This is a genomic window from Pseudomonas sp. FeS53a, assembly GCF_000931385.1.
GTDB classification, from domain to species: Bacteria; Pseudomonadota; Gammaproteobacteria; order Pseudomonadales; family Pseudomonadaceae; genus Metapseudomonas; species Metapseudomonas otitidis.
Map to the genome: position 1 here is coordinate 54859 of NZ_JYFT01000036.1, position 24409 is coordinate 79267.

Sequence of the window (24409 nt, forward strand, 5' to 3'; positions counted from 1 at the left end):
CACTTGGGGAGCGGCCGGTGCTGCCGGCCGAGAAGGCGCCCGGCGGCCCGCGAGGGCGCGCCGGGCCTGGGCTTCAGCGGTAGCTGAGACCGGGGGTGGCGGTGCTGACGCGGGTGCCGGCCTGGCCCCGGGCGATGGCTTCGATGTCCTTCAGGGCACCGATCACCGCAGGACGGCCGGTCTCGCGGGCGAACTCGCAGGCGGCCTGGACCTTGGGCCCCATGGAGCCGGCGGCGAAACCGAGGCGCTCCAGTTCGTCGGGGTGGGCCTGGGCGATGGCTTTCTGGGTGGGCTTGCCCCAGTCGACGTAGGCGGCGTCCACGTCGGTGGCGATCACCAGCAGGTCGCTCTCCAGCTGGCGGGCCAGCAGGGCGGAGCAGAGGTCCTTGTCTATGACCGCCTCGACGCCCTTGAGCTTGCCGTTCTCGTACATCGTGGGGATGCCGCCGCCGCCGGCGCAGATGACCACCGAGCCTTTCTCCAGCAGCCATTTGATCGGGCGGATCTCGAAGATCTGCTTGGGCCTGGGGCTGGCGACCACGCGGCGGAACTTGTCGCCGTCAGGAGCGATGGCCCAGCCTTTCTCGGCGGCCAGGCGCTCGGCGTCCTCGCGGGGGTAGACCGGGCCGATGGGTTTGCTGGGGTGCTGGAAGGCGGGGTCGGCCGGGTCCACTTCCACCTGGGTGAGCAGGGTGGCGAAGGGCACTTCGACGGGGAGCAGGTTGCCCAGCTCCTGTTCGATCATGTAGCCGATCATGCCCTCGGTCTCGGCCCCGAGCACGTCCAGCGGGTAGGGGTTGGCGGCGTCGTAGGCGGCGCCCTGGAGGGCCAGCAGGCCCACTTGCGGGCCGTTGCCGTGGGCGATCACCAGCTCGTTGCCGGGGGCGACCTTGGCGATCTGCTCGCAGGCGACGCGGACGTTGTCCCGCTGGTTGTCGGCGGTCATGGCTTCGCCTCGGCGCAGCAGGGCGTTGCCGCCCAACGCGATGACTATTCGCATGATTGTTCTCCTGTTGCAGGGGAGAGGGAGCGGTTTTCCGCTCCGTCTCCTGATCACTCGGATTCCAGGAAGCCACAGGGGATGATGGCGCGAAGGCAAGCGAGCAGCGACGACCCGTACCCCGGTACGGTGAGGAGCCGCGCAGTGCGGCCGACAAAGCCAGCGCCCCTGTGGCGAACTGGAATCAGATGTCGGCGAGGGTCGAGACCAGAATCGCCTTGATGGTGTGCATGCGGTTTTCCGCCTGCTCAAAGGCGATGTTGTAGGGGGACTCGAAGACGTCCTCGGTGACTTCGATGCCGTTCTTCAGGTTCGGGTACTGCTCGGCGATCTGCTTGCCGACCTTGGTCTCGCTGTTGTGGAAGGCCGGCAGGCAGTGCATGAACTTGGCCCGGGGGTTACCGGTGGCCTTCATGATGTCCATGTTCACCTGGTAGGGCAGCAGCTCCTTGATGCGCTCGCCCCAGGCTTCCACCGGCTCGCCCATGGAGACCCAGACGTCGGTGTGGACGAAGTCCACGCCCTTCACCGCTTCCTTCGGGTCTTCGGTGAGGGTGATGCGGGCGCCGCTTTCCTCGGCGAACTTCTTGCACGCGGCGACGTGTTCATCGCTGGGCCAGAGGCCCTTCGGTGCGGCGATGCGCACGTCCATGCCGAGCTTGGCGCCGATCAGCAGCAGGGAGTTGCCCATGTTGTTGCGGGCGTCGCCCAGGTAGGCGTAGCTGATGTCGTGCAGGGGCTTGTCGCTGTGCTCGCGCATGGTCAGCACGTCGGCGAGCATCTGGGTCGGGTGGTACTCGTCGGTGAGGCCGTTGAACACCGGTACGCCGGCGTAGGTGGCCAGTTCCTCGACGATGTCCTGGTGGAAGCCGCGGTACTCGATGGCGTCGTACATGCGGCCGAGCACCCGGGCGGTGTCCTTCATGCTCTCCTTGTGGCCGATCTGCGAGGAGTTGGGGTCGATGTAGGTGACGTTGGCGCCCTGGTCATAGGCGGCGACCTCGAAGGCGCAGCGGGTGCGAGTGGAGGTCTTCTCGAAGATCAGCGCGATGTTCTTGCGCTTGAGGTGCTGCTGCTCGGTGCCGGTGTACTTGGCGCGCTTGAGGTCGCGGGAGAGGTCCAGCAAGTAGCGCAGCTCGCGGGTGCTGTGGTGCATCAGGCTCAGCAGGTTGCGGTTGTGCATGTTGAAGGCCATGGTCGTTCTCCTTTTGGGCAGGTCGGAAGAAGGGCCCCGCCTGTACTGCTCGTGGCGTCGGCGGGGCGGAGGCGGCCGTGGGTGACGGCCGCCGCCTGGTCTCAGTAGTCGATCGGGTCGCGCAGGATCGGGCAGGTCATGCAGTGGCCACCGCCGCGGCCGCGGCCGAGTTCGCTGGCACTGATGGTGACCACCTCGACACCCGCCTTGCGCAGTTGGGTGTTGGTGTAGGTGTTGCGGTCGTAGCCGATGACCACGCCGGGCTCCAGGCAGACCACGTTGTTGCCGTCGTCCCATTGCTCGCGTTCGGCCTCGAAGCTGTCACCGCCGGTCTGCACAACGCGCAGTTGCTTGAGGCCGAGGGACTCGGCGACCACGTCGACGAAGTGCTTCTCTTCGCGGCGGATGTCGATGCCGTAGGGGCGGCTCTCGTCCGGACGCAGGATGAAGGGCACGATCTCGCGCACCACTTCCGGGAAGATGGTCACCAGGTCGCGGTCGCAGAAGGTGAACACGGTGTCCAGGTGCATGGCGGCGCGGGACTTGGGCAGGCCGGCGACGATGATCTTCTGCGCCGCGCCCTTGCTGAACAGCGACTGTGCCAGTTGGCCGATGGCCTGGCGCGAGGTGCGCTCGCCCATGCCGATGAGCACCACGCCGTTGCCGATGGGCATCACGTCGCCGCCTTCGAGGGTGGCCATGCCGTGGTCCTTGTCCGGGTCGCCGTACCAGACTTCGAAGTCGGCGCCGGTGAACTGCGGGTGGAACTTGTAGATGGCGGTGGTCAGCAGGGTTTCCTGGCGTCGCGCCGGCCAGTACATGGGGTTGAGCGTGACGCCGCCGTAGATCCAGCAGGTGGTGTCGCGGGTGAACTGGGTGTTGGGCAGCGGCGGCAGGATGAAGCTGGAGTGGCCCAAGTAATCGCGGTACATCTTGATCGCGCTGACCCCTTCGCTGTCCGGCAGGTCGGAGCCGGCGACGCCGCCGATCAGGTATTCGGCGAGCTTGCGCGGCTCCTGCTCTTCGAGCCAGGCGCGCACTTCGTTGACCAGGCCGACGCCGACCTGGTCGGGGGTGATCTTGCGGTCGAGGATCCACTTCAGGGCCTCGGGGTTCTGCACGATGTCGGTGAGCAGGTTGTGCATCTCCAGCACCTCGATGCCGCGCTCGCGCATCTTGGTGACGAAGTCGAAGTGGTCGCGCTTGGCCTGGTTGACCCAGATGACATCGTCGAACAGCAGTTCGTCGCAGTTGTTCGGGGTCAGCCGCATGTGGGCGAGGCCCGGGGAGCAAACCATCACTTTGTGCAGTTTGCCGGCTTCGGAGTGGACGCCGAGTTTGACGTTGGACATGGCAGGTCTCCTTGCGGATCAGAGGGTCAGGAAGCCGTCGTAGAGGCCATAGGCCGCTACCAGCGCGCCGATGACGACGGCGGCGAAGATCAGCTTCTCGACAGGGGTGAATACCGGTTGGCCGAGTTCATGCTTGGCCTTGGCGAAGAGGATGGCGCCGGGGGCGTAGAGCAGCGCCGAGAGCAGCAGGTACTTCACGCCGCCGGCGTACAGCAGCCAGGTGGCGTAGACCAGGGCGAGGCCGGCGATGGCCAGGTCCTTGCCGCGCTCGCTGGCGTCCTGCTCGTAGGTCTCGCCCCGCAGCGGCAGCAGCACGGCGTAGGCGGCGGACCAGAAGTACGGCACCAGGATCATCGAGGTGGCCAGGTAGATCAGTGACAGGTAGGTGCTGTTGTTGAACAGCGTGACGATGAGGAACAGCTGCACCATGGCGTTGGTCAGCCAGAGCGCGTTGGCGGGAACGTGGTTGGCGTTCTCGCGACGCAGGAACTCCGGCATGGTGTGGTCCTTCGCGGCGGCGAAGAGGATCTCCGCACACAGCAGCACCCAGGACAGCAGCGCCCCGACCAGCGAGACCACCAGGCCGACGCTGATCAGCACCGCGCCCCAGTGCCCCACCACGTGCTCCAGCACGGCCGCCATGGAGGGGTTCTTCAGCTGGGCCAGTTCCGGCTGGGTCATGATGCCGAGGGACAGCACGTTCACCAGCACCAGCAACAGCAGCACGATGACGAAGCCGAGGATGGTGGCCTTGCCGACGTCGCTGCGCTTCTCGGCGCGGGCGGAGAAGATGCTCGCGCCCTCGATGCCGATGAACACCCAGACGGTGACCAGCATCATGTTGCGCACCTGGTTCATCACGTTGCCCAGCTCGGGGTTCTTGGTACCCCAGATGTCAGCGGTGAAGATGTCCAGCTTGAAGGCGAACAGGCAGATGAGGATGAACAGGAACAGCGGCACCACCTTGGCGATGGTGGTCACGAGGTTGATGAAGGCCGCTTCCCGGATGCCGCGCAGCACCAGGAAATGCACCGCCCAGAGCACCACCGAGGCGCCGACGATGGCAGCGGGCGTGTTGCCCTCGCCGAAGATCGGGAAGAAGTAGCCGAGGGTGCCGAACAGCAGGACGAAGTAGCCGACGTTGCCCAGCCAGGCGCTGATCCAGTAGCCCCAGGCCGAGGAGAAGCCCATGTAGTCGCCGAAGCCGGCCTTGGCATAGGCGTAGACGCCGCCGTCGAGGTCGGGCTTGCGGTTGGCCAGGGTCTGGAAGACGAACGCCAGGGTCAGCATGCCGACGGCGGTGATCGCCCAGCCGATGAGGATCGCGCCGGCATCTGCACTGGCTGCCATGTTCTGGGGCAGGGAGAAGATCCCGCCGCCGATCATGGAACCGACCACCAGGGCGACGAGCGCGCCAAGTCGGAGTTTGTGCGTGGAGTCTGACATCTTGCACCTCCATTCGAGTAGGAACTGTGCTTAGTTGGCTCTTCCTTTCATGGAAGAGTGATGACGTGGGTCAATAGCCAGCTAACGATGTGCGAGGAACAATTTCCGACAGAAAACCTGAACAGCTCGACAGCTTTCCATGAAGGACTGCGAGCCGCGATTGGCGGGGCTTTTGGCCTTCCCTGGAGCAGCGTCCGATTCAAGCTAGACGGTTTTCATTTCAATTCAAGTTGCGGGGATTGGTGACGGCGCGGGTGAGCGATTTCGCCTTGCTGCCGAAGGGAATGACGCTACGAGGCGGTAATTGCGTTCCGCTATAAGCAGGCCCAGGGACAGGGCATCCTCCGACTTCTCGACATCGGTGGAGGTGAATGATGTTCCGCCCCGGACACCTGGATATCCGCAGCGAGGCGCTGGGCGCGTTCCCGGCCTATCGCTTCGACCTGGACTACGCACTGCGTGAGGACGACGACGGCCCCTATGTGCACTTCGACCTGGTCGGTGAGGTCAGTGGCCAGCCCTTCCAGGATCGCTTCCGCCTGCACCGCGACGTTGCCTACAACTTCCTCCACCGCACCTGCCGCTGCCTGCGACGGCACGGCCTGGCACCGGGCGCGCTCGAACCCCTGGCCCATCACCGGGACTACGTGCGGGTGTTCGATGACCTGCGCGCGCAGCTGCACGCGGCACCGGGGACGCCGGTGGACCTGGAGCGATTCCTGCGGGAGCGGGAGGAGTGACGAAGAGCCCGGCGGATGGCCGGGCTCTTCACCGGTGACGGCAGGCGTGTGGCCCGGCGCCTGGCTGCAGGGCAGCCGATCGAGGGAGTGACCCGCTGGCGGCTTGTGGCCGTTGCGGGCGGGCGCCGGCCGGTGGCGGGTGCCCAGGCCCGGCGCGTGCCGGGCACGTGCGACTGAGCAAGGGCTGTGCCAGGCCCATTCCATGGCTGAAACCCTTGCCCGGCGTGCCCTGTGGCTGCAGAGCGCGTGTGGCGCTGGGCGGTTTTCCGCCTAGCCCTCGCCGTCGTCGTTCGGATTTCCGCCGATGAAGGCCAGGTTGTGCTTGCGCAGCTTGTCCGAGAGGGTCTTGCGCGGCAGGCCGAGGGCTTCCGCCAGGCTGCGCATGGAGCTGTGGGGGTTGGCCAGCTCGGCCTGGATCAGGGCCTTCTCGAAGGCTTCCACCTGTTCGCTGAGGCCGCCTCCGCTGAGGGGCACCTCCGGCGCGCTGTTGTCCAGCGCCAGGTCCAGGCCCAGGGCGAAGCGTTCCGCGGCGTTCTGCAGTTCGCGCACGTTGCCCGGCCAGTTGTGGGCCAGCAGGGTGGCGCGCTGGCCGGCGTCCAGCGGGCGCGGCTGGCCGCCGTGGCGGGCCGAGGCGGCTTCGGCGAAGTGGCGGAACAGCAGGAGGATGTCCTCGCCCCGCTCGCGCAGCGGCGGGATGCGCAGGCTGGCGACGTTGAGGCGGTAGTAGAGGTCGGCGCGGAAGCGGCCTTGGTCGGCGGCCTGGCGCAGGTCTTCCTTGGTGGCGGCGATGATGCGGATGTCCAGCGGGATCAGCTGGTTAGCCCCGAGGCGCTCCACCACCCGCTCCTGCAGCAGGCGCAGCAGCTTGACCTGGACATCGGGGCTCATGCTCTCGATCTCGTCGAGGAACAGCGTGCCACCGTTGGCGTACTCGAACTTGCCGATGCGGCGCTTGGTGGCGCCGGTGAAGGCGCCCTGCTCGTGGCCGAACAGCTCGCTTTCCACCACCGATTCGGCCAGGGCGCCGGCGTTGATGGCGACGAAGGGGCCGTCGCGCCGGCTCGACAGGTCGTGCAGGGCGCGGGCGACCACCTCCTTGCCGGCCCCGGTCTCGCCGAGGATCAGCACGTCGGCCTGGGTGGCGGCGAGGGCGCCGACCTGGTCGCGCAGGCGCTGGCTGGCGGCGGACTGGCCGATGATGCGGGCGCTGAGCTGCTGCCGGTCGGAGAGGGCCAGGCGCAGGCTGCGGTTCTCCAGCACCAGGCGGCGCAGGTCGAGGGCGCGGCGCACGCTGTCCAGCAGGTCGTCGCTGGCGAAGGGCTTCTCCAGGAAGTCGTAGGCGCCGGCGCGCATGGCCTGCACGGCCAGGGGCACGTCGCCGTGGCCGGTGATCAGCAGCACCGGCAACTGCGGGTCGCGGGCGTGGAGCTGGCGCAGCAACTCGAGGCCGTCGATGCCGGGCATGCGGATGTCGCTGACCACCACGCCGGGCCAGTCGGGGTCGAGGGCGTCGGCGACGCCCTTGGCATCCCCCAGGCTGGCGACCTTGAGGCCGGCCAGGTCGAGGGTCTGGCTGAGGGCCTGGCGCAGGTGCGGGTCGTCGTCGATCAGCAGGACCTGGACGGTGGGGTCGAGGGGTACGGTCATGAGGCGATGTCCTCGGGCGACAGGGGGTTGGCGCCGGGTACGGCGGTGCGCAGGCGCAGGGTCAGCAGGGCGCCCCCTTCGGGGTGGTTGTCGAACAGCAGCTCGCCACCCAGGGCGCGCATGAGGCTGTCGCAGATGGCCAGGCCGAGCCCCAGGCCCTGGGCGCTGGTCTTGGTGGTGAAGAAGGGTTCACGGGCCCGTTGCAGGGCCTCGGCGCTGAAGCCGGGGCCGTTGTCCCGCAGGTGCAGTTCGACGATGCCGGGTTCGGGGGCGGCGGTGCTGATCCAGATGCGCCGCGGCTGGGGCTTCTCGCCCAGGGCGTCGAGGGCGTTGGCCAGGAGGTTGCCCAGCACCTGGCGCAGGCGGGTTTCGCCGGCCTGGACCCAGAGCTGGGCCTCGGGCAGGTCGCGGACCAGTTCCACGTCCATGGCGCGGCGGCGCTTGGCCAGCAGGGCGAGGGCGTCGTCCACCGCCGGCTGCAGGGCGACGCTCTCGGGGGCGTGGCGGTCGCGCCGGGCGAAGGCGCGCAGGTGGGCGATGATCGAGGCCATGCGCCCGGTCAGCTCGCTGATCAGGTTGAGGTTGGCGCGGGCGTCGTCATGGCGCTGGTGGTCGAGCAGCACCACGGCGTTGTCGGCGTAGCTGCGGATGGCCGCCAGGGGCTGGTTGAGCTCGTGGCTGATGCTGGCGGACATGGTGCCGAGGGCGGAGAGCTTGCCGGACTGCACCAGTTCGTCCTGGGCGCGCACCAGTTCCTGCTGGGCCTGCTCGCGTTCGAGCACTTCGTCCTTGAGGCGGTTGTTCAGGGCCTCCAGGTCGCGGGTGCGCTCCTGCACGCGGGCTTCCAGCTCCTGGCGGGCGCGGGCGTCGAGGGCGATGCGGTCGAGGTAGTGCCGGCGGCGCTGCATCATCAGGCCGATGAGCAGCAGCAGGGCGAGCAGGGTGGCGGCGACGATGGCGTCGGTGGTGCGCACCTGGCGGTCGATCAGCAGGCGCGGGGCGAGGATGCTGACGGTCCAGCCGGTTTCCTGCAGTTCGCGGCTCTGGGTGATCCAGTCCTGGCTGCGCAGGCGCAGGGGTTCGGGCACCTGGGTCGGGTAGGGCTGGTTGGCGGCGATGGCGGCGCGCTCGGCGGCATCCAGCTCGCGGGTGGCGTGGAAGCGCCACTGGGGGCGGGAGGTGATGATGGCGACGCCGTTGCCGTCGGTGACCATCAGTTGCTCGGGGGTGTTGCCCCAGAGGGTTTCGGCGTCGTCCAGGTCGACCTTGACCACCAGGATGCCGATCACCCGGCCCTGCTCCAGCACCGGGCTGGCGTAGAAGTAGCCGCGCTTGCCGGAGGTGGTGCCCAGGCCGAAGAAGCGCCCCTGGCGGCCCTGCAGGGCTTCGCGGAAGTAGGGGCGGAAGGAGAAGTCGCGGCCGACGAAGCTGTCGGCCTTGTCCCAGTTGGAGGAGCTGAGGGTGCGGCCTTCTGGATTCATCAGGTAGATGACGTCGGCCCCGGTTTCCTCGCGCACCTCACTCAGCAGGCGATTGGCGGCGTCCAGGCGGGTCTTGTCCTGGGGGGCGGCCAGTTGTTCGCGCAGGGCCGGGAGGTCGGCGAGGATCGGCGGCAGCACCTCGAAGCGGCGCAGGGTGCCCAGCAGGTTGGCGACATAGAGGTCGAGGGTCTGCCGGTTCTGCTCGGCCAGGGTGCGGTTGTAGTAGCGGTCGGCCAGATGGTGCGCGGGCCAGAGCAGGGGCGCGAGCACCAGCGCCAGCAGCACGAGGCTGCGCCAGCGGGGTCGGTAGGGGAGGGTGTTCGCGGTCATGGTGTCAGGATGCGCCCGGGGTGGGGCGCATTATGACACCGGCGGGCTCAGCGAGGGTGGCGCAGGCACGCCTCCAGCCCCTGGCGCCAGTCGGGCAGGGCGACGTCCCAGTCGCGCCGCAGCTTGCTGCCGTCCAGCCGCGAGTTGAGCGGCCGTTGGGCGGGCGTCGGGTAGGCGCTGCTGGGGATGGGCTCCAGGCGGGCGCAGGGCTTGCCTTGGGCCTTGAGCGTCTCGGCGATGGCGCTGGCGAAACCGAACCAGGAGGTCTCGCCGCCGGCCGTGAAGTGGTAGGTGCCCCAGGCCTGGCGGCCTTGTTGCCAGCGCTGGATCAGGGTGGCGGTGGCGATGGCGATGTTGCCGGCCCAGGTGGGCGCACCGACCTGGTCGTCCACCACGTTCAGCTGTTCGCGCTCCTGCAGCAGGCGCTGCATGGTGAGCAGGAAGTTGCGCCCGTGCAGGGAATAGACCCAGCTGGTGCGCAGGATCAGGTGTGCACCGCCCACCGCGCGGATCGCCTCTTCCCCGGCCAGCTTGCTACGGCCGTAGACGCCCAGCGGGTTGGGTTGGTCGTCCTCGGTGTAGGGCGCGGTCTTGCGGCCATCGAAGACGTAGTCGGTGGAGTAGTGGATCAGCGGCGCGCCCAGGGCAGCGGCCTCTTCGGCCAGCACGCCGGGGGCAGTGGCATTGAGGGCGAAGGCGGCCTCGGGCTCGCTCTCGGCCTGATCCACGGCGGTGTGGGCGGCGGCGTTGATGATCAGCTCGGGACGCTCGGCACGGACCCGCTGGCGGATGGCCTCGCTGTCGGCAAGATCGAGACGGTCGCGGCCCAAAACCAGCAGTTCGCCCCGGGCGGCGAGGGCCAGCGCCAGTTCACGGGCGACCTGGCCGCTATGCCCGGTGACGAGGATCTTCATGGGAACACCTCGGCGTCTTCCAGGCGCATGCCGGCCTGATCCTTGGCGGAGAGCTGGGGGGCTTCGCCCAGTTGCCAGTCGATGGCGAGCGTCGGGTCGTCCCAGCGGATGCAGCGTTCATGGGCCGGGGCGTAGTAGTCGGTGGTCTTGTAGAGGAACTCGGCGAACTCGCTGAGCACCACGAAGCCGTGGGCGAAACCTTCCGGAACCCAGAGCTGGCGCTTGTTCTCGGCGGACAGGTGAACGCCGACCCAGCGACCGAAGGTGGGCGAGCTGCGGCGGATGTCGACGGCGACGTCGAGCACCTCACCAGCGGTGACGCGCACCAACTTGCCCTGGGGCTGCTGCAGCTGATAGTGCAGGCCGCGCAGCACGCCCTTCTGCGAGCGGGAGTGGTTGTCCTGGACGAAGTCCCGCTTGAGGCCTGTTGCCTCCTCGAAGGTGCGGGCGTTGAAACTCTCCATGAAGAAGCCGCGCTCGTCGCCGAAGACGCGGGGTTCGAGGATCAGTACGTCCGGCAGGTCGGTCTTGATGACGTTCATGCCTGTTCTCCCGCCAGTTTGAAGAGGTACTGGCCGTAGCCGGTCTTGCCGAAGGCCTTGGCCCGCTCCAGCAGCAGCGTCTTGTCGATCCAGCCGTTCTGGTAGGCGATCTCTTCCAGGCAGGCCACCTTGAGCCCCTGGCGGTGCTCGATGGTCTGCACGTACTGGGCGGCTTCCAGCAGGCTGTCGTGGGTGCCGGTGTCCAGCCAGGCGAAGCCGCGGCCGAGTTTTTCCACCCGCAGATCACCGCGTGCGAGGTAGGCATTGTTGACGTCGGTGATCTCCAGCTCACCACGCAGCGAGGGCTTCACGGCCTTGGCGATCCGGATCACGTCGTTGTCGTAGAAGTACAGCCCGGTAACGGCATAGCTGGACTTGGGCTTGGCGGGCTTCTCCTCGATGGAAAGGGCCTGGCCTTGCGCATCGAACTCGATGACGCCGAAGCGCTCCGGGTCATTGACCCAATAGCCGAACACGGTCGCGCCCTTGTCACCACTGGCCGCGCGCTTGAGCTTCTCGGTGAAGTGCTGGCCGTGGAAGATGTTGTCGCCGAGGATCAGGCACACCGAGTCGTCGCCGATGAAGTCTTCGCCGATCAGGAAGGCCTGGGCCAGGCCATCCGGCGAGGGCTGTTCGGCGTAGTTGAGGCTGACGCCGAAGGCACTGCCATCGCCAAGCAGGTTGCGGTACTGCGGCAGGTCCTGGGGGGTGGAAATGATCAGGATTTCGCGGATGCCGGCGAGCATCAGCACCGAAAGGGGGTAGTAGATCATCGGCTTGTCGTAGATCGGCAGCAGCTGCTTGGACACGCCGAGGGTGATGGGGTGCAGGCGGGTGCCGGAGCCCCCCGCGAGGATGATGCCTTTCATGCGTGGGCTCCCAGCCGTTCGCGTTGATAGCTGCCGTCCTGTACGTGGCGGCACCATTCCAGATTGTCGAGGTACCACTGCACGGTCTTGCGCAGGCCGCTGTGGAAGGTCTCCTGGGGTTTCCAGCCCAGTTCCCGCTCGATCTTGCCGGCGTCGATGGCGTAGCGCAGGTCGTGGCCCGGGCGGTCCTTGACGTGGGTGATCAGGTCCTCGAAACGGGCGATGCCGGCGGGCTTGGCCGGGGCCAGCTCTTCCAGCAGGGCGCAGATGCCGCGTACCACCTCGATGTTCTTCTGCTCGTTGTGGCCGCCGATGTTGTAGGTCTCGCCCACCTGGCCACGGGTCACCACCTCGACCAGGGCGCGGGCGTGATCCTCGACGAACAGCCAGTCGCGCACTTGCAGGCCATCGCCGTAGACCGGCAGCGGCTTGCCTTCGAGGGCGTTGAGGATCATCAGCGGGATCAGCTTCTCGGGGAAGTGGTAGGGACCGTAGTTATTCGAGCAGTTGGTCAGCAGCACCGGCAGGCCATAGGTGCGGTGCCAGGCACGGACCAGGTGGTCGGACGCGGCCTTGCTCGCGGAGTAGGGCGAGCTGGGGGCGTAGGGCGTGGTCTCGGTGAACAGGTCGTCCACGCCATGCAGGTCGCCATACACCTCGTCGGTGGAAATGTGGTGGAAGCGGAAGGCTGCCTTGCGCTCGGCGTCCAGGGACGACCAGTAGGCGCGGGTGCTTTCCAGCAGGGTATAGGTGCCGACGATGTTGGTCTGGATGAAGGCCGCCGGGCCATCGATGGAGCGGTCCACATGGGACTCGGCGGCCAGGTGCATGATGGCGTCCGGCTGGAACTGGGCCAGTGCACGGCTTACTGCTTCGCTGTCGGCGATATCGGCCTTGAGGAAGCGGTAGCGGGGATGGCCTTCGATGCTGGCCAGCGATTCCAGGTTGCCCGCGTAGGTCAGCTTATCGAGGTTGAGGACCTCATGGTCCGTCTCGTTCAGCAGGTGTCGGACGAGAGCCGAACCGATGAAACCGGCTCCGCCGGTGATAAGGATGCGCATGTCGTGGACCTGTTGAGACGTGGGGTATGAGTCGCGAGCGGCCTATGGTCGTGGATTGTGCAGGGCCTTCCAAGTCCTTTGGTGGGCGAAGCCGGATGTCCGGGGAAGTGCGCTGGCCGGATAGCAAAAAGCCCCGCAATAGCGGGGCTTTCAAAGATGGTGCCGGCACCAGGAATCGAACCCGGGACCTACTGATTACAAGTCAGTTGCTCTACCTGCTGAGCTATACCGGCGAGGGGCGCCATTATAGCGATTGGCTGGGCCGAGTAAACCTCCCTCGGAGGGAGGGCGTGATGTCGGCCGATGCTTATGCACAAAAGGCATGAAGCTGGGACGATCGTGCAGCAAGCCTGTGACGCTGTTCATGGAAATGCCGCAAGTGGCTGTTTCACAGGCGCTTTGCCGACCTGGCCAGAAAATGACCGACTCGACCGGCGTGGCGGCTTGAAGGCGTTCCGGGGTGTTGCTCAGAAAGCATCAACAGAGTTATCCACAGGTTCTGTGGGCAACTTTTCGCGCTCGGCCAGGAGCATCAGATTGCGTGGGGTCAGGTGGTGGGCGCAGAAGGGGCCGGCCTTGACCCGGTAGCCCTGCTCCTCCAGGTACAGCGCCCGGTCCAGCAGCAGCCAGCATTCCAGGGGACGCCGGTAGAGGGCCCGCAGCAGCTCCAGGTTGCGTACCTGGGCCAGGCGTTGCCAGCCGAGGGCTTCCAGCGCTGCCCAATCCGGTTCGGTGGTGATGGTGAGCGCGCGAAGGGCTGCCAGGTCATGGCAGTACCGGTCGAACGGCTTGTCCAGCCAGGCGACCGGCAAGGAGGGCGTGGTCAGGTAGGTGTCGCTGCCGCGCAGTTGCCGCTGCAGGTGGTCGAAGGCCAGGCGGCGGGCCATGGAGCGGTCGCGCTGTCGGCGGACGCGCGCGCCTGCGGTGACGGTCTCGCTCTGCACCAGGCGCAGGTCCCGGCGGTCCAGGTGGAGTGTGCTGTCCTGCGCGGCGGCGGAGAGCGGGGTGTAGGCCTCGTTGGCGATGCGGTTGTAGCAGCAGGGTGCAATGGCGAGCTGTTGGCATCCGGCCTGGCTGGCCAGCTGCATGAGGCGCACGTGCAGGTCGCCGCAGGCATGCAGGGCGACGGTGGTGTGTTCTGGAGCCAAGCAACGGCCCGTGTCGGGTGCCAGTACGTCCTGCTGGCGGTGCTGGGCCTTGATCTGTACGCGATCACTCAGGCGTTGCCCGTCCTCCACCAGCTGTGGGTCCAGCTCCAGGGCTGTGAGCTCGCCGTGGCGCCAGGCAAGGGCGCGGCCGAGGTGGCCCTTGCCGGCGCACCAGTCCAGCCAGTGCCGGGGTTGGCGCTGGAAGGCGAGGTGATCGGCAAAGGCGCGGATCTGCTGCCACTTGCGCCCGGGCACATCCAGCTCCAGTTTGGCCGGCCATTCGCCGTTGCCCAGGCTGTCCAGCGGCGGCAGTGCGGTCAGGGCACGGGCTGTGGCGGCCAGTTCGGCGAAGGGCGCCGGTGCGTCGGGCAGGTCCAGTTCACCATGGGCGGCTTCGGCCTGCTCCAGTGTCCGGCTGCGCAGCCAGGCCGCGAGTTCGGGAAGCTCGGATTCCCAGGCCAGGACGGGCTCGGTGAAGGGCTCGGGTTGCCAGAAGCGCTGCCCGTCGACGAGGAAACGGTCGAGCGCCTGGAAGCGTTCCAGCAGTTCGGCGCCCTGGAGCGGGGCGGGATGAGGCATCTGGGATGACGTGGGTGATGACGGGGAGCAGGAGTATACGCCGCTCCCGGGCGGGAGCGGCGCTCAGGGTCAGCGGCCCTGGCAGGCGTCGACCCGCAGCCATTTCTCCAACAGGCGGAAGGCGCGGACCAGTACGAAGGCGATCACCAGGTAGAAGACCCCGGCGGCGAAGAAGATCTCCACCGGCAGGTAGGTGCGGGCGATGATGGTGCGCGCCATGCCGGTCAGCTCCAGCAGGGTCACCGTGCTGGCCAGGGCGCTGGCCTTGAGCATCAGGATCACCTCGTTGCTGTAGGCCGGCAGGCCGATGCGCGCCGCGCGCGGCAGGATGATGTGCACCAGCGTCTTGGCCTGGGACATGCCCAGGGCCCGCGCCGCCTCGATCTCGCCCGGCGGGATGGCCTGGATGGCCCCGCGGATGATCTCGGCGATGTAGGCGGCGGTGTGCAGGGTCATGGTGATCACCGCACACCAGAACGGGCTGCGCAGGTACTGCCACAGGTCGCTGTGGCGCACCGCCTCGAACTGGGCCAGGCCGTAGTAGATCAGGAACAGCTGGACCAGCAGCGGCGTGCCGCGGAAGAAGAAGATGTAGCCGTAGGGCAGGGCGCGCACGTACCAGTGGCGGGAGGCGCGGGCGATGCCCATGGGCAGCGCCAGGATCAGCCCGGCGACCACGGCGATGGCCACCAGCTCCAGGGTCAGCAGCGCCCCGTCGAACAGGCGCGGCAGGTACTTGATGATCACGTCCCAGTTCATGCCGCGCTCCTCTTGAAGCCGCGTCCGGCGCGTTTTTCCAGCCAGTGCATGCCGATCATGGCGAGGACGGTCAGGCCCAGGTAGATGAAGGCTGCCACCAGGTAGAAGGTGAAGGGCTCCTTGCTGGCGGTCACGGCGATCTGCGAACGGCGCATGATTTCCTCGAGGCCGATCACCGAGACCAGCGCGGTGTCCTTCATCAGGATCATGAACAGGTTGCCCAGGCCCGGCAGGGCGATGCGCCACATCTGCGGCAGGATCAGGCGCCAGAGGATGCGCCCGTTGGACAGGCCCAGCGCCAGGCCGGCCTCACGGTGCCCCTTGGGGATCGCCAGGATGGCGCCGCGGAACACCTCGGTGGCGTAGGCGCCGAAGCACAGGCCGAGGGCGATGGTACCGGCGGCGAAGGCCGACAGCTCCAGGCCGGGCACGCCGATCTTGTCGCCGATGGCGCGCATGAGGTTCACGGTGCCGAAGTAGATCAGCAGCACCCAGAGCAGCTCGGGCACCCCGCGCACCAGGGTGGAGTAGGTCCCGCCAAGCCACTGCAGCGGCTTCTTGGGGGAAGTCTTGGCCAGCGCACCGAGCAGACCCAGCACCAGACCGAGCGACAGCGCGCAGAGCGCCAGCTTGATGGTCATGAGGGTGCCGGCCGCCAGGGCGGGGCCGAATCCGTAGAGGTCGAGGTTCATCTGCAAGGCTACTGCTGGGGACCGGCGCCGCGTGGGCGGCGCCGGTCAGGCGGGCATCAATAGATGCTGAAAGGGAAGTACTTGTCGTTGATCTTCTTGTAGGTGCCGTCCGCGACGATTTCCTTCAGGGCCGCGTTCAGCTTCTCGCGCAGGGGGTCGCCCTTGCGCACGGCGATGGCGATCTTGTCGTTGTCGAACACCGGCTCGCCCTTGAATTCGAAGCCCTTGCCGGCATCGCTCTTGAGCCATTCCCAGTTCACGAACTTGTCGGCCAGCACGCCGTCGACGCGCCCGGAGGCCAGGTCGAGGTAGGCGTTCTCCTGGGTGTCGTAGAGCTTGATGTCGACGATGTCCGCCATGTTGTCTTCCAGCCAGGTGCCGGCGATGGTGGCGCGCTGGGCACCGATGACCTTGCCTTTCAGGCTGGCCTTGTCGGTCTTGAAGTCAGCGTCCTTGGCGGCGATGAACTGGAGCTTGTTGGTGTAGTAGGCGTCGGTGAAGTCGACGGCCTGCTTGCGTTCCTCGGTGATGGACATCGAGGCGGCGAGGAAGTCGAACTTCTTGGCGTTCAGGGCCGGGATGATGCCGTCCCAGTCGGAGGTGACCACGTCGCACTCCACCTTCATCTTGGCGCACAGGGCCTGGGCGACCTCGACGTCGAAGCCACCGACCTTGCCGCTGGCGTCGATCAGGTTGAAGGGCGGGTAGGCGCCTTCGGTGCCGATCTTCAGCTTGTCGGCGGCCACGGCGTGGGTGCCGAAGGCCAGGGTGGCGGCAGCGGCCAGCAGGATCTTCTTGTAGTTCTTCATGCGTACTTGCTCCGTGTTTTAGCGATTGCTGGACATGAATTGTTTGCAACGCGCCGAGGTCGGGTTTTCGAACACCTGCTGCGGCGGACCCTGTTCCTCCACCAGGCCCTGGTGGAGGAAGACCACCTCGGTGGACACCTGGCGGGCGAAGTTCATTTCGTGGGTCACCAGCAGCATGGTCCGGCCCTCTTCGGCGAGTGCGCGGATCACGTTAAGCACTTCTTGTACCATCTCGGGGTCGAGGGCCGAGGTGGGTTCGTCGAACAGGATCACTTTAGGCTGCATCGCCAGCGTCCGCGCAATGGCCGCGCGCTGCTGCTGGCCGCCGGAGAGCTGGGCGGGGTAGGCGTGGCGCTTGTCGGCGATGCCGACCTTGGCCAGCAGGGCCTCGGCCACCTCGGTGGCTTCGGCCTTGCTCTGGCCGAGCACGCGGCGCGGCGCCTCGATGATGTTGTCGAGGACCGTCATGTGCGGCCAGAGGTTGAAGTTCTGGAAGACGAAGCCGATCTCGCTGCGCAGGCGATTGATCTGGCGGTTGTCGGCGGCCACCAGTTCGCCGGAGCGGGCGGCCTTCAGCTTGAGTTCCTCGCCGGCCACGATGATCTGGCCCTTGTGCGGGTTCTCCAGCAGGTTGATGCAGCGCAGGAAGGTGGACTTGCCGGAACCGGAGGAACCGAGGATGGAAATGACGTCACCGTCGCGGGCGGTCAGGGAAATGCCCTTCAGCACCTCCAGTTCGCCGTAGCGTTTATGCAGGTCGCGGATTTCTAGCGCGGGCGTGGCCTCGGCCATGGGGGTTCCTCTTATTGTTCGGATGCGCTCCGGCTGCGATCGGCCTTCCTGGCGAGGGGGCAACCTAGCATAGGCCCCAGGGGGCGCCAAGGGCGCTTCCGGGGCGTGACCGGGCGGTTTCGCTGGCTTGTCGCATCATTGCAGGCGATTGTCGCGCGGACGCAAGAAGGCCTGGAAAAGCGGGTGCGGCGCACCCTACGCGCAAACGCCTGGCAATTCCAGTGCCAGGCCGTCGCGGTCAGCGGGCGAGGAGGGCGCTGACCTTGCCGCGCAATTCCTCGATGCCGAAGGGCTTGGCGATCACGTCCTGGAGGGCGGCGCGGGCGGGGTCGGGGCGGATCGATTCGGCGTAGCCGGTGGCGAACAGCACGCGCAATGACGGGTGCAGGGTGCAGGCCCGCGTCGCCAGTTCCTGGCCGTTCATCCCGGGCAGGCCGACATCGGTGAGCAGCAGGTCCACCGACTCATGCTCCAGCAGTGCCAGGGCCTGTGCCGCGTCGCCGGCTTCCAGTGCCTCGTAGCCGAGCTCTTCCAGCACTTCCACGGTGAGCATGCGGACCACCTCGGCATCCTCCACCACCAGCACGCGCCCCAGGGGCGGGGTGCCCTGCCCGAGGGCATCGGCGTGACGTTCTTCTATGGGCAAGGAAACCTCCGACGGGTTCATGGCGGGCGCTTGCCGGCGCCGGGCTGGGCGATATAGCACGGTTGGCGCCGTGGCGCCCCCGTGTCCGCGCCGCATCGGTGCGCGGGGCACCCGGACAGTGCGTGACCGGGTACGGCAGTTTAGAAGAACACGGGCAGAAAAAATTCCCACAATTTATGTGAACCTTTCCCACGCTTAAGGTGCTCCAAGCGAAGCGATAATGCGGCACCCCATCGTCGCCCAGGATTCGATTGGTTAATGCAAACACTCGCATTACCATGCCGGACCCGCAGTTTTACCCTTCATATCGGTGATTTTCGGCGCTAAGCCAGGGAAGCCAGATGACCAATGATCTGACAGACGAGACGCGTTTCCGTCGCATCCTCGCGCGCAACGTTGCGTTGCCGCTGGGGGTGGGCGTCGCCGGGGCCGCCCTGTTCGTGGCCCTGATCTCCTACCTGCTCTATGTCCTCAGCTGGGTCGAGCACACCGACCAGGTGATCAGCAATGCCAACGACGGCCTGCGCCTGTCGGTCGACCAGGAATCCGGCATGCGCGGCTACCTGATCAGCGGCAATGCAGCCTTCCTGCAGCCTTACGAACAGGCGCGGCCGCGGATCAAGGCCGCCATGGAGGGCCTGCGCGAACTGGTGGTGGACAACCCCGCCCAAGTCGAGCGGGTGCGCGCCATCGAAGCCCTGCAGGGTGAGTGGGACCGCTTCGCCACCCAGATGATCAGCCGCAAGCAGAACGGCGAGAACGTCTCCGACACCGTCAGCGAAGGCCGTGGCAAGCAACTGGTGGACGCCATCCGCGAGCAGTACCGCACCTTCATCAACATGGAGCGGCAGCTGCGCCACGAGCGCAACGAAAAGGCCAACTCCACCGCCATCTTCACCATCAGCCTCTACCTGCTGTTCAGCCTGTCCTTCGCGGGGGCGCTGGCGTACTTCGGGCGCCGTGAGCTGGTGGCGCTGTCCAGCACCTACGGCGAGTCCCTCGCCCAGCAGCGTGCCCACAGCGAGCACCTCACCCAGCAGCGCTGGCTGGGGGACGGCCAGGCGGCCCTGTCGGAGCGCCTGCTCGGCCAGCAGTCGCTGCCGGTGATCGGGCGCAACGCCCTGGAATTCCTTGCCGCGTACCTGGGCATGGCCGTGGGCGCCCTGTACCTGCGGGAAGAGGGCGGCGCCCTGCGGCGCGTCGCCAGCTACGGCCTGGAGCGCGACGACCAGGCGCCCGACCAGATCCTGCCGGGCGAAAGCCTGGTGGGGCAGGCGGCCCAAGAGAACCGCGTGATGGCTTTGGACGACCTGCCCGCCGGCTACCTCAGGGTCGCCACCAGCCTCGGCCAGACCGACGCCGAAGGCGTGCTGCTGGTGCCCACCCACAGCGACGGCGTGGTCAACGGCGTGCTGGAGCTGGGCTTCCTGCGGCGCCTCTCCGCCCGCGACCAGGCGCTGATGCCGCTGATCGCCGGCAACCTCGGCACCGCCATGGATGCATCCCGCTACCGCCAGCGCCTGCAGGAAGTGCTCGGCGAGACCCAGCAGCTCAACGAAGAGCTGCAGGTGCAGCAGGAAGAGCTGAAGACCGCCAACGAGGAACTGGAAGAACAGTCCCGCGTGCTGCGCGAGTCCCAGGCCAGCCTGGAGGCCCAGCAGGCCGAACTGGAGCAGACCAACGAGCGCCTGGCCGAACAGGCCCAGGAGATGGCCGCCCAGCGCGATGACCTGGACGACAAGAACACCGCCCTGCAGCAGGCCCGCCTGGAGCTGGAGGCCCGTGCCGAAGAGCTGCAGCGCGCCAGCCGCTACAAGTCCGAGTTCCTCGCCAACATGTCCCACGAGCTGCGCACCCCGCTGAACAGCTCGCTGATCCTCGCCCGCCTGCTGGCCGACAACCCCGAGGGCAACCTCAACGACGAGCAGGTCAAGTTCGCCGAGTCCATCTATTCCGCCGGCAACGACCTGCTCAACCTGATCAACGACATCCTCGACATCTCCAAGGTCGAGGCCGGCAAGCTCGACCTGCGCGCCGAGAACGCCCCGGTGCGGCGCCTGGTGGAGGGCCTGCGCGAGTTGTTCACCCCGCTGGCCGAGCAGAAGGCCCTGGCCTTCAGCGTCGAGGTGGCCGACGACGTGCCCGACCAGCTCTGCACCGACCGGCAACGGGTGGAGCAGATCATCAAGAACCTGCTGTCCAACGCCATCAAGTTCACCGACCAGGGCGCCGTGTCCCTGCGGGTCGAGCGGGTTCCGGAGGGCATCGCCTTCGCCGTGCGCGACAGCGGCATCGGCATCCGCGCCGACCAGCTGGACCTGATCTTCGAGGCCTTCCGCCAGGCCGACGGCACCACCAACCGCCGCTACGGCGGCACCGGCCTGGGCCTGTCCATCTCCCGCGACCTGGCGCAGCTGCTTGGCGGCAGCATCCAGGCCAGCAGCGAGCCGGGCCGGGGCAGCCTGTTCACCCTGGTGCTGCCGGAACACTGGACGCCGGCCGACGAGCCCCCGGCGCCCTTGCCCGCGCCCAAGCCCAGTGCACCGACTCCGCCGCCTGCCCGCCCGGCTGTGGCTGCGACCCTGGCACCGGCCACCCACGCGCCGATCCCCACCTTCCCGGACGACCGTGACCAGGCCCCGTCGGATGAGCGCTGCGTACTGGTGATCGAGGACGAGCCCAAGTTCGCCCAGATCCTCTACGACCTGGCCCACGAACTGGGTTACCGCTGCCTGGTGGCCCATGGTGCCGATGAAGGCTTCCACCTCGCCGAGCGCCATGCACCGGACGCCATCCTGCTGGACATGCGCCTGCCCGACGAGCCGGGCCTCTCGGTGCTGCAGCGCCTCAAGGACACGCCCCGCACCCGCCACATTCCCGTGCACGTCATCTCGGTGGAGGACCTCAGCGAGGCCGCGTTGCACCTGGGCGCGGTGGGCTACGCGGTCAAGCCCACCACCCGCGAGCAGCTCAAGGACGTGTTCGCCCGCCTCGAAGCCAAGCTCACCCAGAAGGTCAAGCGCGTGCTGCTGGTGGAGGACGACGCCCTGCAGCGCGACAGCATCGCCCGCCTGATCGGCGACGACGACATCCAGATCACCGCCGTCGAGTTCGGCGAACAGGCCCTGGAACTGCTGCGCAGCACCCTGTTCGACTGCATGATCATCGACCTCAAGCTGCCCGACATGCAGGGCAACGAGCTGCTGCGGCGCATGGGCAGCGAGGACATCTGCTCCTTCCCGCCGGTGATCGTCTACACCGGGCGCAACCTTTCCCGGGACGAAGAGGCCGAGCTGCTCAAGTACTCCCGCTCCATCATCATCAAGGGCGCGCGCTCGCCGGAGCGCCTGCTGGACGAGGTCACCCTGTTCCTGCACAAGGTCGAGTCGGAACTCTCCAGCGAGCGGCAGAAGATGCTCAAGACCGCCCGCAGCCGCGACCGTGTGTTCGAAGAGCGGCGGATCCTGCTGGTGGACGACGACGTGCGCAACATCTTCGCCCTCACCAGCGCCCTGGAACAGAAGGGCGCGCGGGTGGAAATCGCTCGCAACGGACGTGAGGCGCTGGACAAGCTCGAAGCCGTGAACGATATCGATCTGGTGCTGATGGACGTGATGATGCCGGAGATGGATGGCTACGAAGCCACCCGGCGCATCCGCCAGCAGCCGCGCTGGGCCAAGCTGCCGATCATCGCCGTCACCGCCAAGGCGATGAAGGACGACCAGGACCTGTGCATCCGCGCCGGCGCCAACGACTACCTGGCCAAACCCATCGACCTGGATCGCCTGTTCTCGCTGATCCGTGTCTGGCTACCGCGTCTGGAGCGCATCTAGATGGCCGACCGCACCCAGGAAATCGAGCTGCGCCTGCTCATCGAGGCGATCTACCTCAAGTACAGCTACGACTTCCGCGACTACTCGGGCGCTTCCCTCAAGCGCCGGGTGCTCTACGCCCTGCGGCAGTTCGACTGCGCCACCATCTCGGCACTGCAGGAGCGCATCATCCACGACCCGCAGGCCTTCCACGAGCTGCTGCAGTACCTGACGATCCCGGTCAGCGAGATGTTCCGTGACCCCTCCTACTACCTCGCCCTGCGCCAGGAAGTGGTGCCCATCCTGCGCACCTACCCCTCGCTCAAGGTGTGGATCGCCGGCTGCAGCACCGGCGAGGAAGTGCACTCCATGGCCATCCTGCTGCACGAGGAAGGGCTGCTGGAACGCACCCTGATCTACGCCACCGACATCAACCCGCGCTCCCTGGAGAAGGCCCGGCGCGGCATCTACGCCCTCGACGACATGCGCAAGTACAGCGAGAACTACCGCCTGGCCGGCGGCCAGGGCTCGCTGTCGGACTACTACACCGCCGCCTACGACGGCGCCCTGTTCGACAAGCTGCTGCGCGAGAACGTGACCTTCGCCGACCACAGCCTGGCCACCGACAGCGTGTTCTCCGAGACCCAGCTGATCTCCTGCCGCAACGTGCTCATCTACTTCAACAAGCAGCTGCAGGACCGCGCCCTCGGCCTGTTCCACGAATCCCTCTGCCACCGCGGCTTCCTCGGCCTGGGCAGCAAGGAGAGCCTCGACTTCTCCGCCTATGCCGGCCACTTCGAAGCCCTCAACCGCCCGGAGCGGGTGTTCCGCAAGCTATGAACGGGCCCGAGCGCACGGCCGTTGTGGTGGGCGCTTCCGCCGGAGGGGTGGAGGCCCTGCTGCAGGTGTTCGCCGGGCTGCCGGCGGGCTACCCGCTCACCCTGGCCTGCGTGCTGCACCTGCCCGAGGGGCGCGAGAGCCTGCTGGCCGACCTGTTCGCCCGGCGCCTGGCGGTGCGCGTGCGCGAGGCCCGGGACAAGGAGAGCCTGGCCCCCGGCACCCTCTACGTCGCCCCGCCGGGTTACCACCTGTCCATCGAGCGCGACGCCAGCTTCTCCCTCAGCCGCGAGGAGCCGCTGCACTTCTCCCGGCCCTCCATCGACATCCTCTTCGAGTCCGCCGCCGACTGTTACGGCGAGCGCCTGGTGGGGGTGCTGCTGACCGGCGCCAACGAAGACGGTGCCCGCGGGCTGGCCTATATCCAGCAACAGGGCGGCCTCAGCGTCGTGCAGGACCCGCACGACGCCCAGGTGCCGACCATGCCCGAGGCCGCGCTGGCCACCCACCGTCCCGACCACATCCTCCCGTTGCGGGGCATCCGCGACCTCCTGGCACGACTGGACCCTACCCATGCCGAGTAATCCACCAAGCAAGCTGCTGATCGTCGACGACCTGCCGGAGAACCTGCTGGCCCTGGAAGCCCTGATCAAGGAGGACGGCCGCGAGGTGCACCAGGCCGCCTCCGCCGACGAGGCCCTGGCACTGCTGCTGGAGCACGAGTTCGCCCTGGCCATCCTCGACGTGCAGATGCCGGGCATGAACGGCTTCGAGCTGGCCGAGCTGATGCGCGGCACGGAGAAGACCAAGCACATCCCCATCGTCTTCGTCAGCGCCGCCGGCCGCGAGCTGAACTACGCCTTCAAGGGCTACGAGAGCGGCGCGGTGGACTTCCTCTACAAACCGCTGGACACCCACGCCGTGCGCAGCAAGGTGGCGGTGTTCGTCGAACTGCACCGCCAGCGCAAGCTGATGGCCCAGCAGCTGGAAGCCCTGGAGGCGGCGCGCCGCGAGCAGGACACCCTGCTGGCCGAACTGCGCGCCACCCAGGCCGAGCTGCAGCGCGCGGTGCAGATGCGCGACGACTTCATGTCCATCGTCTCCCACGAGCTGCGCACCCCGCTCAACGGCCTGATGCTCGACACCCAGCTGCGCCAGAACCACCTGGCCAAGGGCAACATCGCGGTGTTCACCGAGGCCCGCCTGCGCACCCTGTTCGACCGGGACGAACGGCAGATCCGCAGCCTGGTCCGGCTGATCGAGGACATGCTCGACGTCTCCCGCATCCGCACCGGCAAGCTCTCCATCCGCCCCGAGCCCTGCGAGCTGGGGCAGCTGGTGCGCCATGTGGCGGAGAACTTCGCCGCGCAGATGGAGGCTGCCGACTGCGCGCTGGACCTGCAGGTGGAGGACGGCGTCACCGGCGTGTGGGATGCCTTCCGCATCGAGCAGGTGGTCAGCAACCTGTTCAGCAACGCCCTGCGCTACGGCACCGGCAACCCGGTGCAGGTGGTGGTGCGGCGTGATGGCGAGTGGGCGCGGGTGGAGGTGCGCGACCAGGGCATCGGCATCTGCGCCGAGGACCAGAAGCGCATCTTCCAGCAGTTCGAACGGGCCGGCGGCGCCGACAAGGTGGCGGGGCTGGGGTTGGGGTTGTTCATTTCCGAGCAGATCATGCTCGCCCACGGCGGCCGCATCGAGCTGTGCAGCACGCCGGGGGTGGGTTCCACCTTCAGCCTGCTGCTGCCGACTGCCTGA

At 67.4% G+C, this 24409-nt stretch carries 21 protein-coding genes and 1 tRNA gene; 5 read left to right on the top strand and 17 right to left on the bottom strand.

What is annotated here, in order from left to right; genetic code table 11:
* Positions 1-73 precede the first annotated feature (73 nt).
* From arcC to arcD, 4 genes are all read right to left on the bottom strand, one after another.
* Positions 74-1000, bottom strand: a complete 927-nt coding sequence (gene arcC / locus SZ55_RS10545) for a carbamate kinase (protein ID WP_044405343.1) — start codon at positions 998-1000, stop codon at positions 74-76.
* 184 nt (positions 1001-1184) lie between these two features.
* On the bottom strand, positions 1185-2195 hold the full coding sequence (locus tag SZ55_RS10550; protein ID WP_044405345.1) for an ornithine carbamoyltransferase: 1011 nt from the start codon (positions 2193-2195) through the stop codon (positions 1185-1187).
* 101 nt (positions 2196-2296) lie between these two features.
* A complete protein-coding gene (arcA, locus tag SZ55_RS10555) occupies positions 2297-3547 on the bottom strand; it encodes an arginine deiminase (RefSeq protein ID WP_044405347.1) in 1251 nt (416 codons plus the stop codon).
* An 18-nt stretch (positions 3548-3565) separates the two neighbouring features.
* The gene (gene arcD / locus SZ55_RS10560; RefSeq protein ID WP_044405349.1) at positions 3566-4993 is read right to left on the bottom strand and encodes an arginine-ornithine antiporter; all 1428 of its coding nucleotides are present in this window, start codon (positions 4991-4993) and stop codon (positions 3566-3568) included.
* 374 nt (positions 4994-5367) lie between these two features.
* On the opposite strand from arcD, the gene SZ55_RS10565 reads away from it, so the two are divergent.
* Positions 5368-5733: a DUF5064 family protein gene (locus tag SZ55_RS10565; protein WP_044405350.1), complete on the top strand. Its 366-nt coding sequence runs from the start codon at positions 5368-5370 to the stop codon at positions 5731-5733.
* A gap of 270 nt (positions 5734-6003) precedes the next feature.
* Here the strand turns inward: SZ55_RS10565 and dctD are convergent, their stop codons facing one another.
* The 13 genes from dctD to SZ55_RS10630 form a co-directional block, all read right to left on the bottom strand.
* The gene (dctD, locus tag SZ55_RS10570) at positions 6004-7380 is read right to left on the bottom strand and encodes a two-component system response regulator DctD (RefSeq protein WP_044405351.1); all 1377 of its coding nucleotides are present in this window, start codon (positions 7378-7380) and stop codon (positions 6004-6006) included.
* Complete coding sequence (locus SZ55_RS10575; RefSeq protein WP_044405353.1) at positions 7377-9191, bottom strand: sensor histidine kinase; 1815 nt, start codon at positions 9189-9191, stop codon at positions 7377-7379. The genes dctD and SZ55_RS10575 overlap by 4 nt, the downstream gene beginning before the upstream one ends.
* Positions 9192-9238: 47 nt before the next feature.
* Positions 9239-10105: a dTDP-4-dehydrorhamnose reductase gene (rfbD, locus tag SZ55_RS10580; RefSeq protein WP_044405355.1), complete on the bottom strand. Its 867-nt coding sequence runs from the start codon at positions 10103-10105 to the stop codon at positions 9239-9241.
* The gene (rfbC, locus tag SZ55_RS10585) at positions 10102-10647 is read right to left on the bottom strand and encodes a dTDP-4-dehydrorhamnose 3,5-epimerase (protein WP_044405357.1); all 546 of its coding nucleotides are present in this window, start codon (positions 10645-10647) and stop codon (positions 10102-10104) included. The genes rfbD and rfbC overlap by 4 nt, the downstream gene beginning before the upstream one ends.
* Positions 10644-11516: a glucose-1-phosphate thymidylyltransferase RfbA gene (gene rfbA, locus SZ55_RS10590; protein WP_044405359.1), complete on the bottom strand. Its 873-nt coding sequence runs from the start codon at positions 11514-11516 to the stop codon at positions 10644-10646. Before rfbA ends, rfbC begins: the two co-directional genes overlap by 4 nt.
* Positions 11513-12577: a dTDP-glucose 4,6-dehydratase gene (gene rfbB, locus SZ55_RS10595; protein ID WP_044405361.1), complete on the bottom strand. Its 1065-nt coding sequence runs from the start codon at positions 12575-12577 to the stop codon at positions 11513-11515. Before rfbB ends, rfbA begins: the two co-directional genes overlap by 4 nt.
* A 157-nt stretch (positions 12578-12734) precedes the next feature.
* Positions 12735-12810 (bottom strand) — tRNA-Thr (locus tag SZ55_RS10600).
* Between the two features lie 234 nt (positions 12811-13044).
* The gene (locus SZ55_RS10605; RefSeq protein ID WP_044405363.1) at positions 13045-14304 is read right to left on the bottom strand and encodes a methyltransferase; all 1260 of its coding nucleotides are present in this window, start codon (positions 14302-14304) and stop codon (positions 13045-13047) included.
* Positions 14305-14373: 69 nt separating this feature from the next.
* Positions 14374-15063 (bottom strand): ABC transporter permease, encoded by a 690-nt coding sequence (locus SZ55_RS10610; protein ID WP_044405365.1) that lies wholly within the window; start codon positions 15061-15063, stop codon positions 14374-14376.
* Positions 15060-15755: an ABC transporter permease gene (locus SZ55_RS10615; protein WP_044405367.1), complete on the bottom strand. Its 696-nt coding sequence runs from the start codon at positions 15753-15755 to the stop codon at positions 15060-15062. The genes SZ55_RS10610 and SZ55_RS10615 overlap by 4 nt, the downstream gene beginning before the upstream one ends.
* A gap of 56 nt (positions 15756-15811) precedes the next feature.
* Positions 15812-16564: an ABC transporter substrate-binding protein gene (locus tag SZ55_RS10620; protein WP_044405369.1), complete on the bottom strand. Its 753-nt coding sequence runs from the start codon at positions 16562-16564 to the stop codon at positions 15812-15814.
* An 18-nt stretch (positions 16565-16582) separates the two neighbouring features.
* Entirely contained in the window at positions 16583-17356 is a 774-nt protein-coding gene (locus SZ55_RS10625) for an ABC transporter ATP-binding protein (protein WP_044405371.1), read from the bottom strand.
* A 238-nt stretch (positions 17357-17594) separates the two neighbouring features.
* Complete coding sequence (locus SZ55_RS10630; RefSeq protein WP_268193484.1) at positions 17595-18002, bottom strand: response regulator; 408 nt, start codon at positions 18000-18002, stop codon at positions 17595-17597.
* Between the two features lie 341 nt (positions 18003-18343).
* On the opposite strand from SZ55_RS10630, the gene SZ55_RS10635 reads away from it, so the two are divergent.
* The 4 genes from SZ55_RS10635 to SZ55_RS10650 are packed head-to-tail and all read left to right on the top strand — an operon-like array spanning position 18344 to position 24409.
* Positions 18344-21835, top strand: a complete 3492-nt coding sequence (locus SZ55_RS10635) for a response regulator (protein ID WP_044405372.1) — start codon at positions 18344-18346, stop codon at positions 21833-21835.
* On the top strand, positions 21836-22654 hold the full coding sequence (locus SZ55_RS10640; protein ID WP_044405374.1) for a CheR family methyltransferase: 819 nt from the start codon (positions 21836-21838) through the stop codon (positions 22652-22654). It begins immediately after the preceding gene.
* Complete coding sequence (locus SZ55_RS10645; protein ID WP_044405376.1) at positions 22651-23235, top strand: chemotaxis protein CheB; 585 nt, start codon at positions 22651-22653, stop codon at positions 23233-23235. Before SZ55_RS10640 ends, SZ55_RS10645 begins: the two co-directional genes overlap by 4 nt.
* The gene (locus SZ55_RS10650; protein ID WP_044405378.1) at positions 23225-24409 is read left to right on the top strand and encodes a hybrid sensor histidine kinase/response regulator; all 1185 of its coding nucleotides are present in this window, start codon (positions 23225-23227) and stop codon (positions 24407-24409) included. The genes SZ55_RS10645 and SZ55_RS10650 overlap by 11 nt, the downstream gene beginning before the upstream one ends.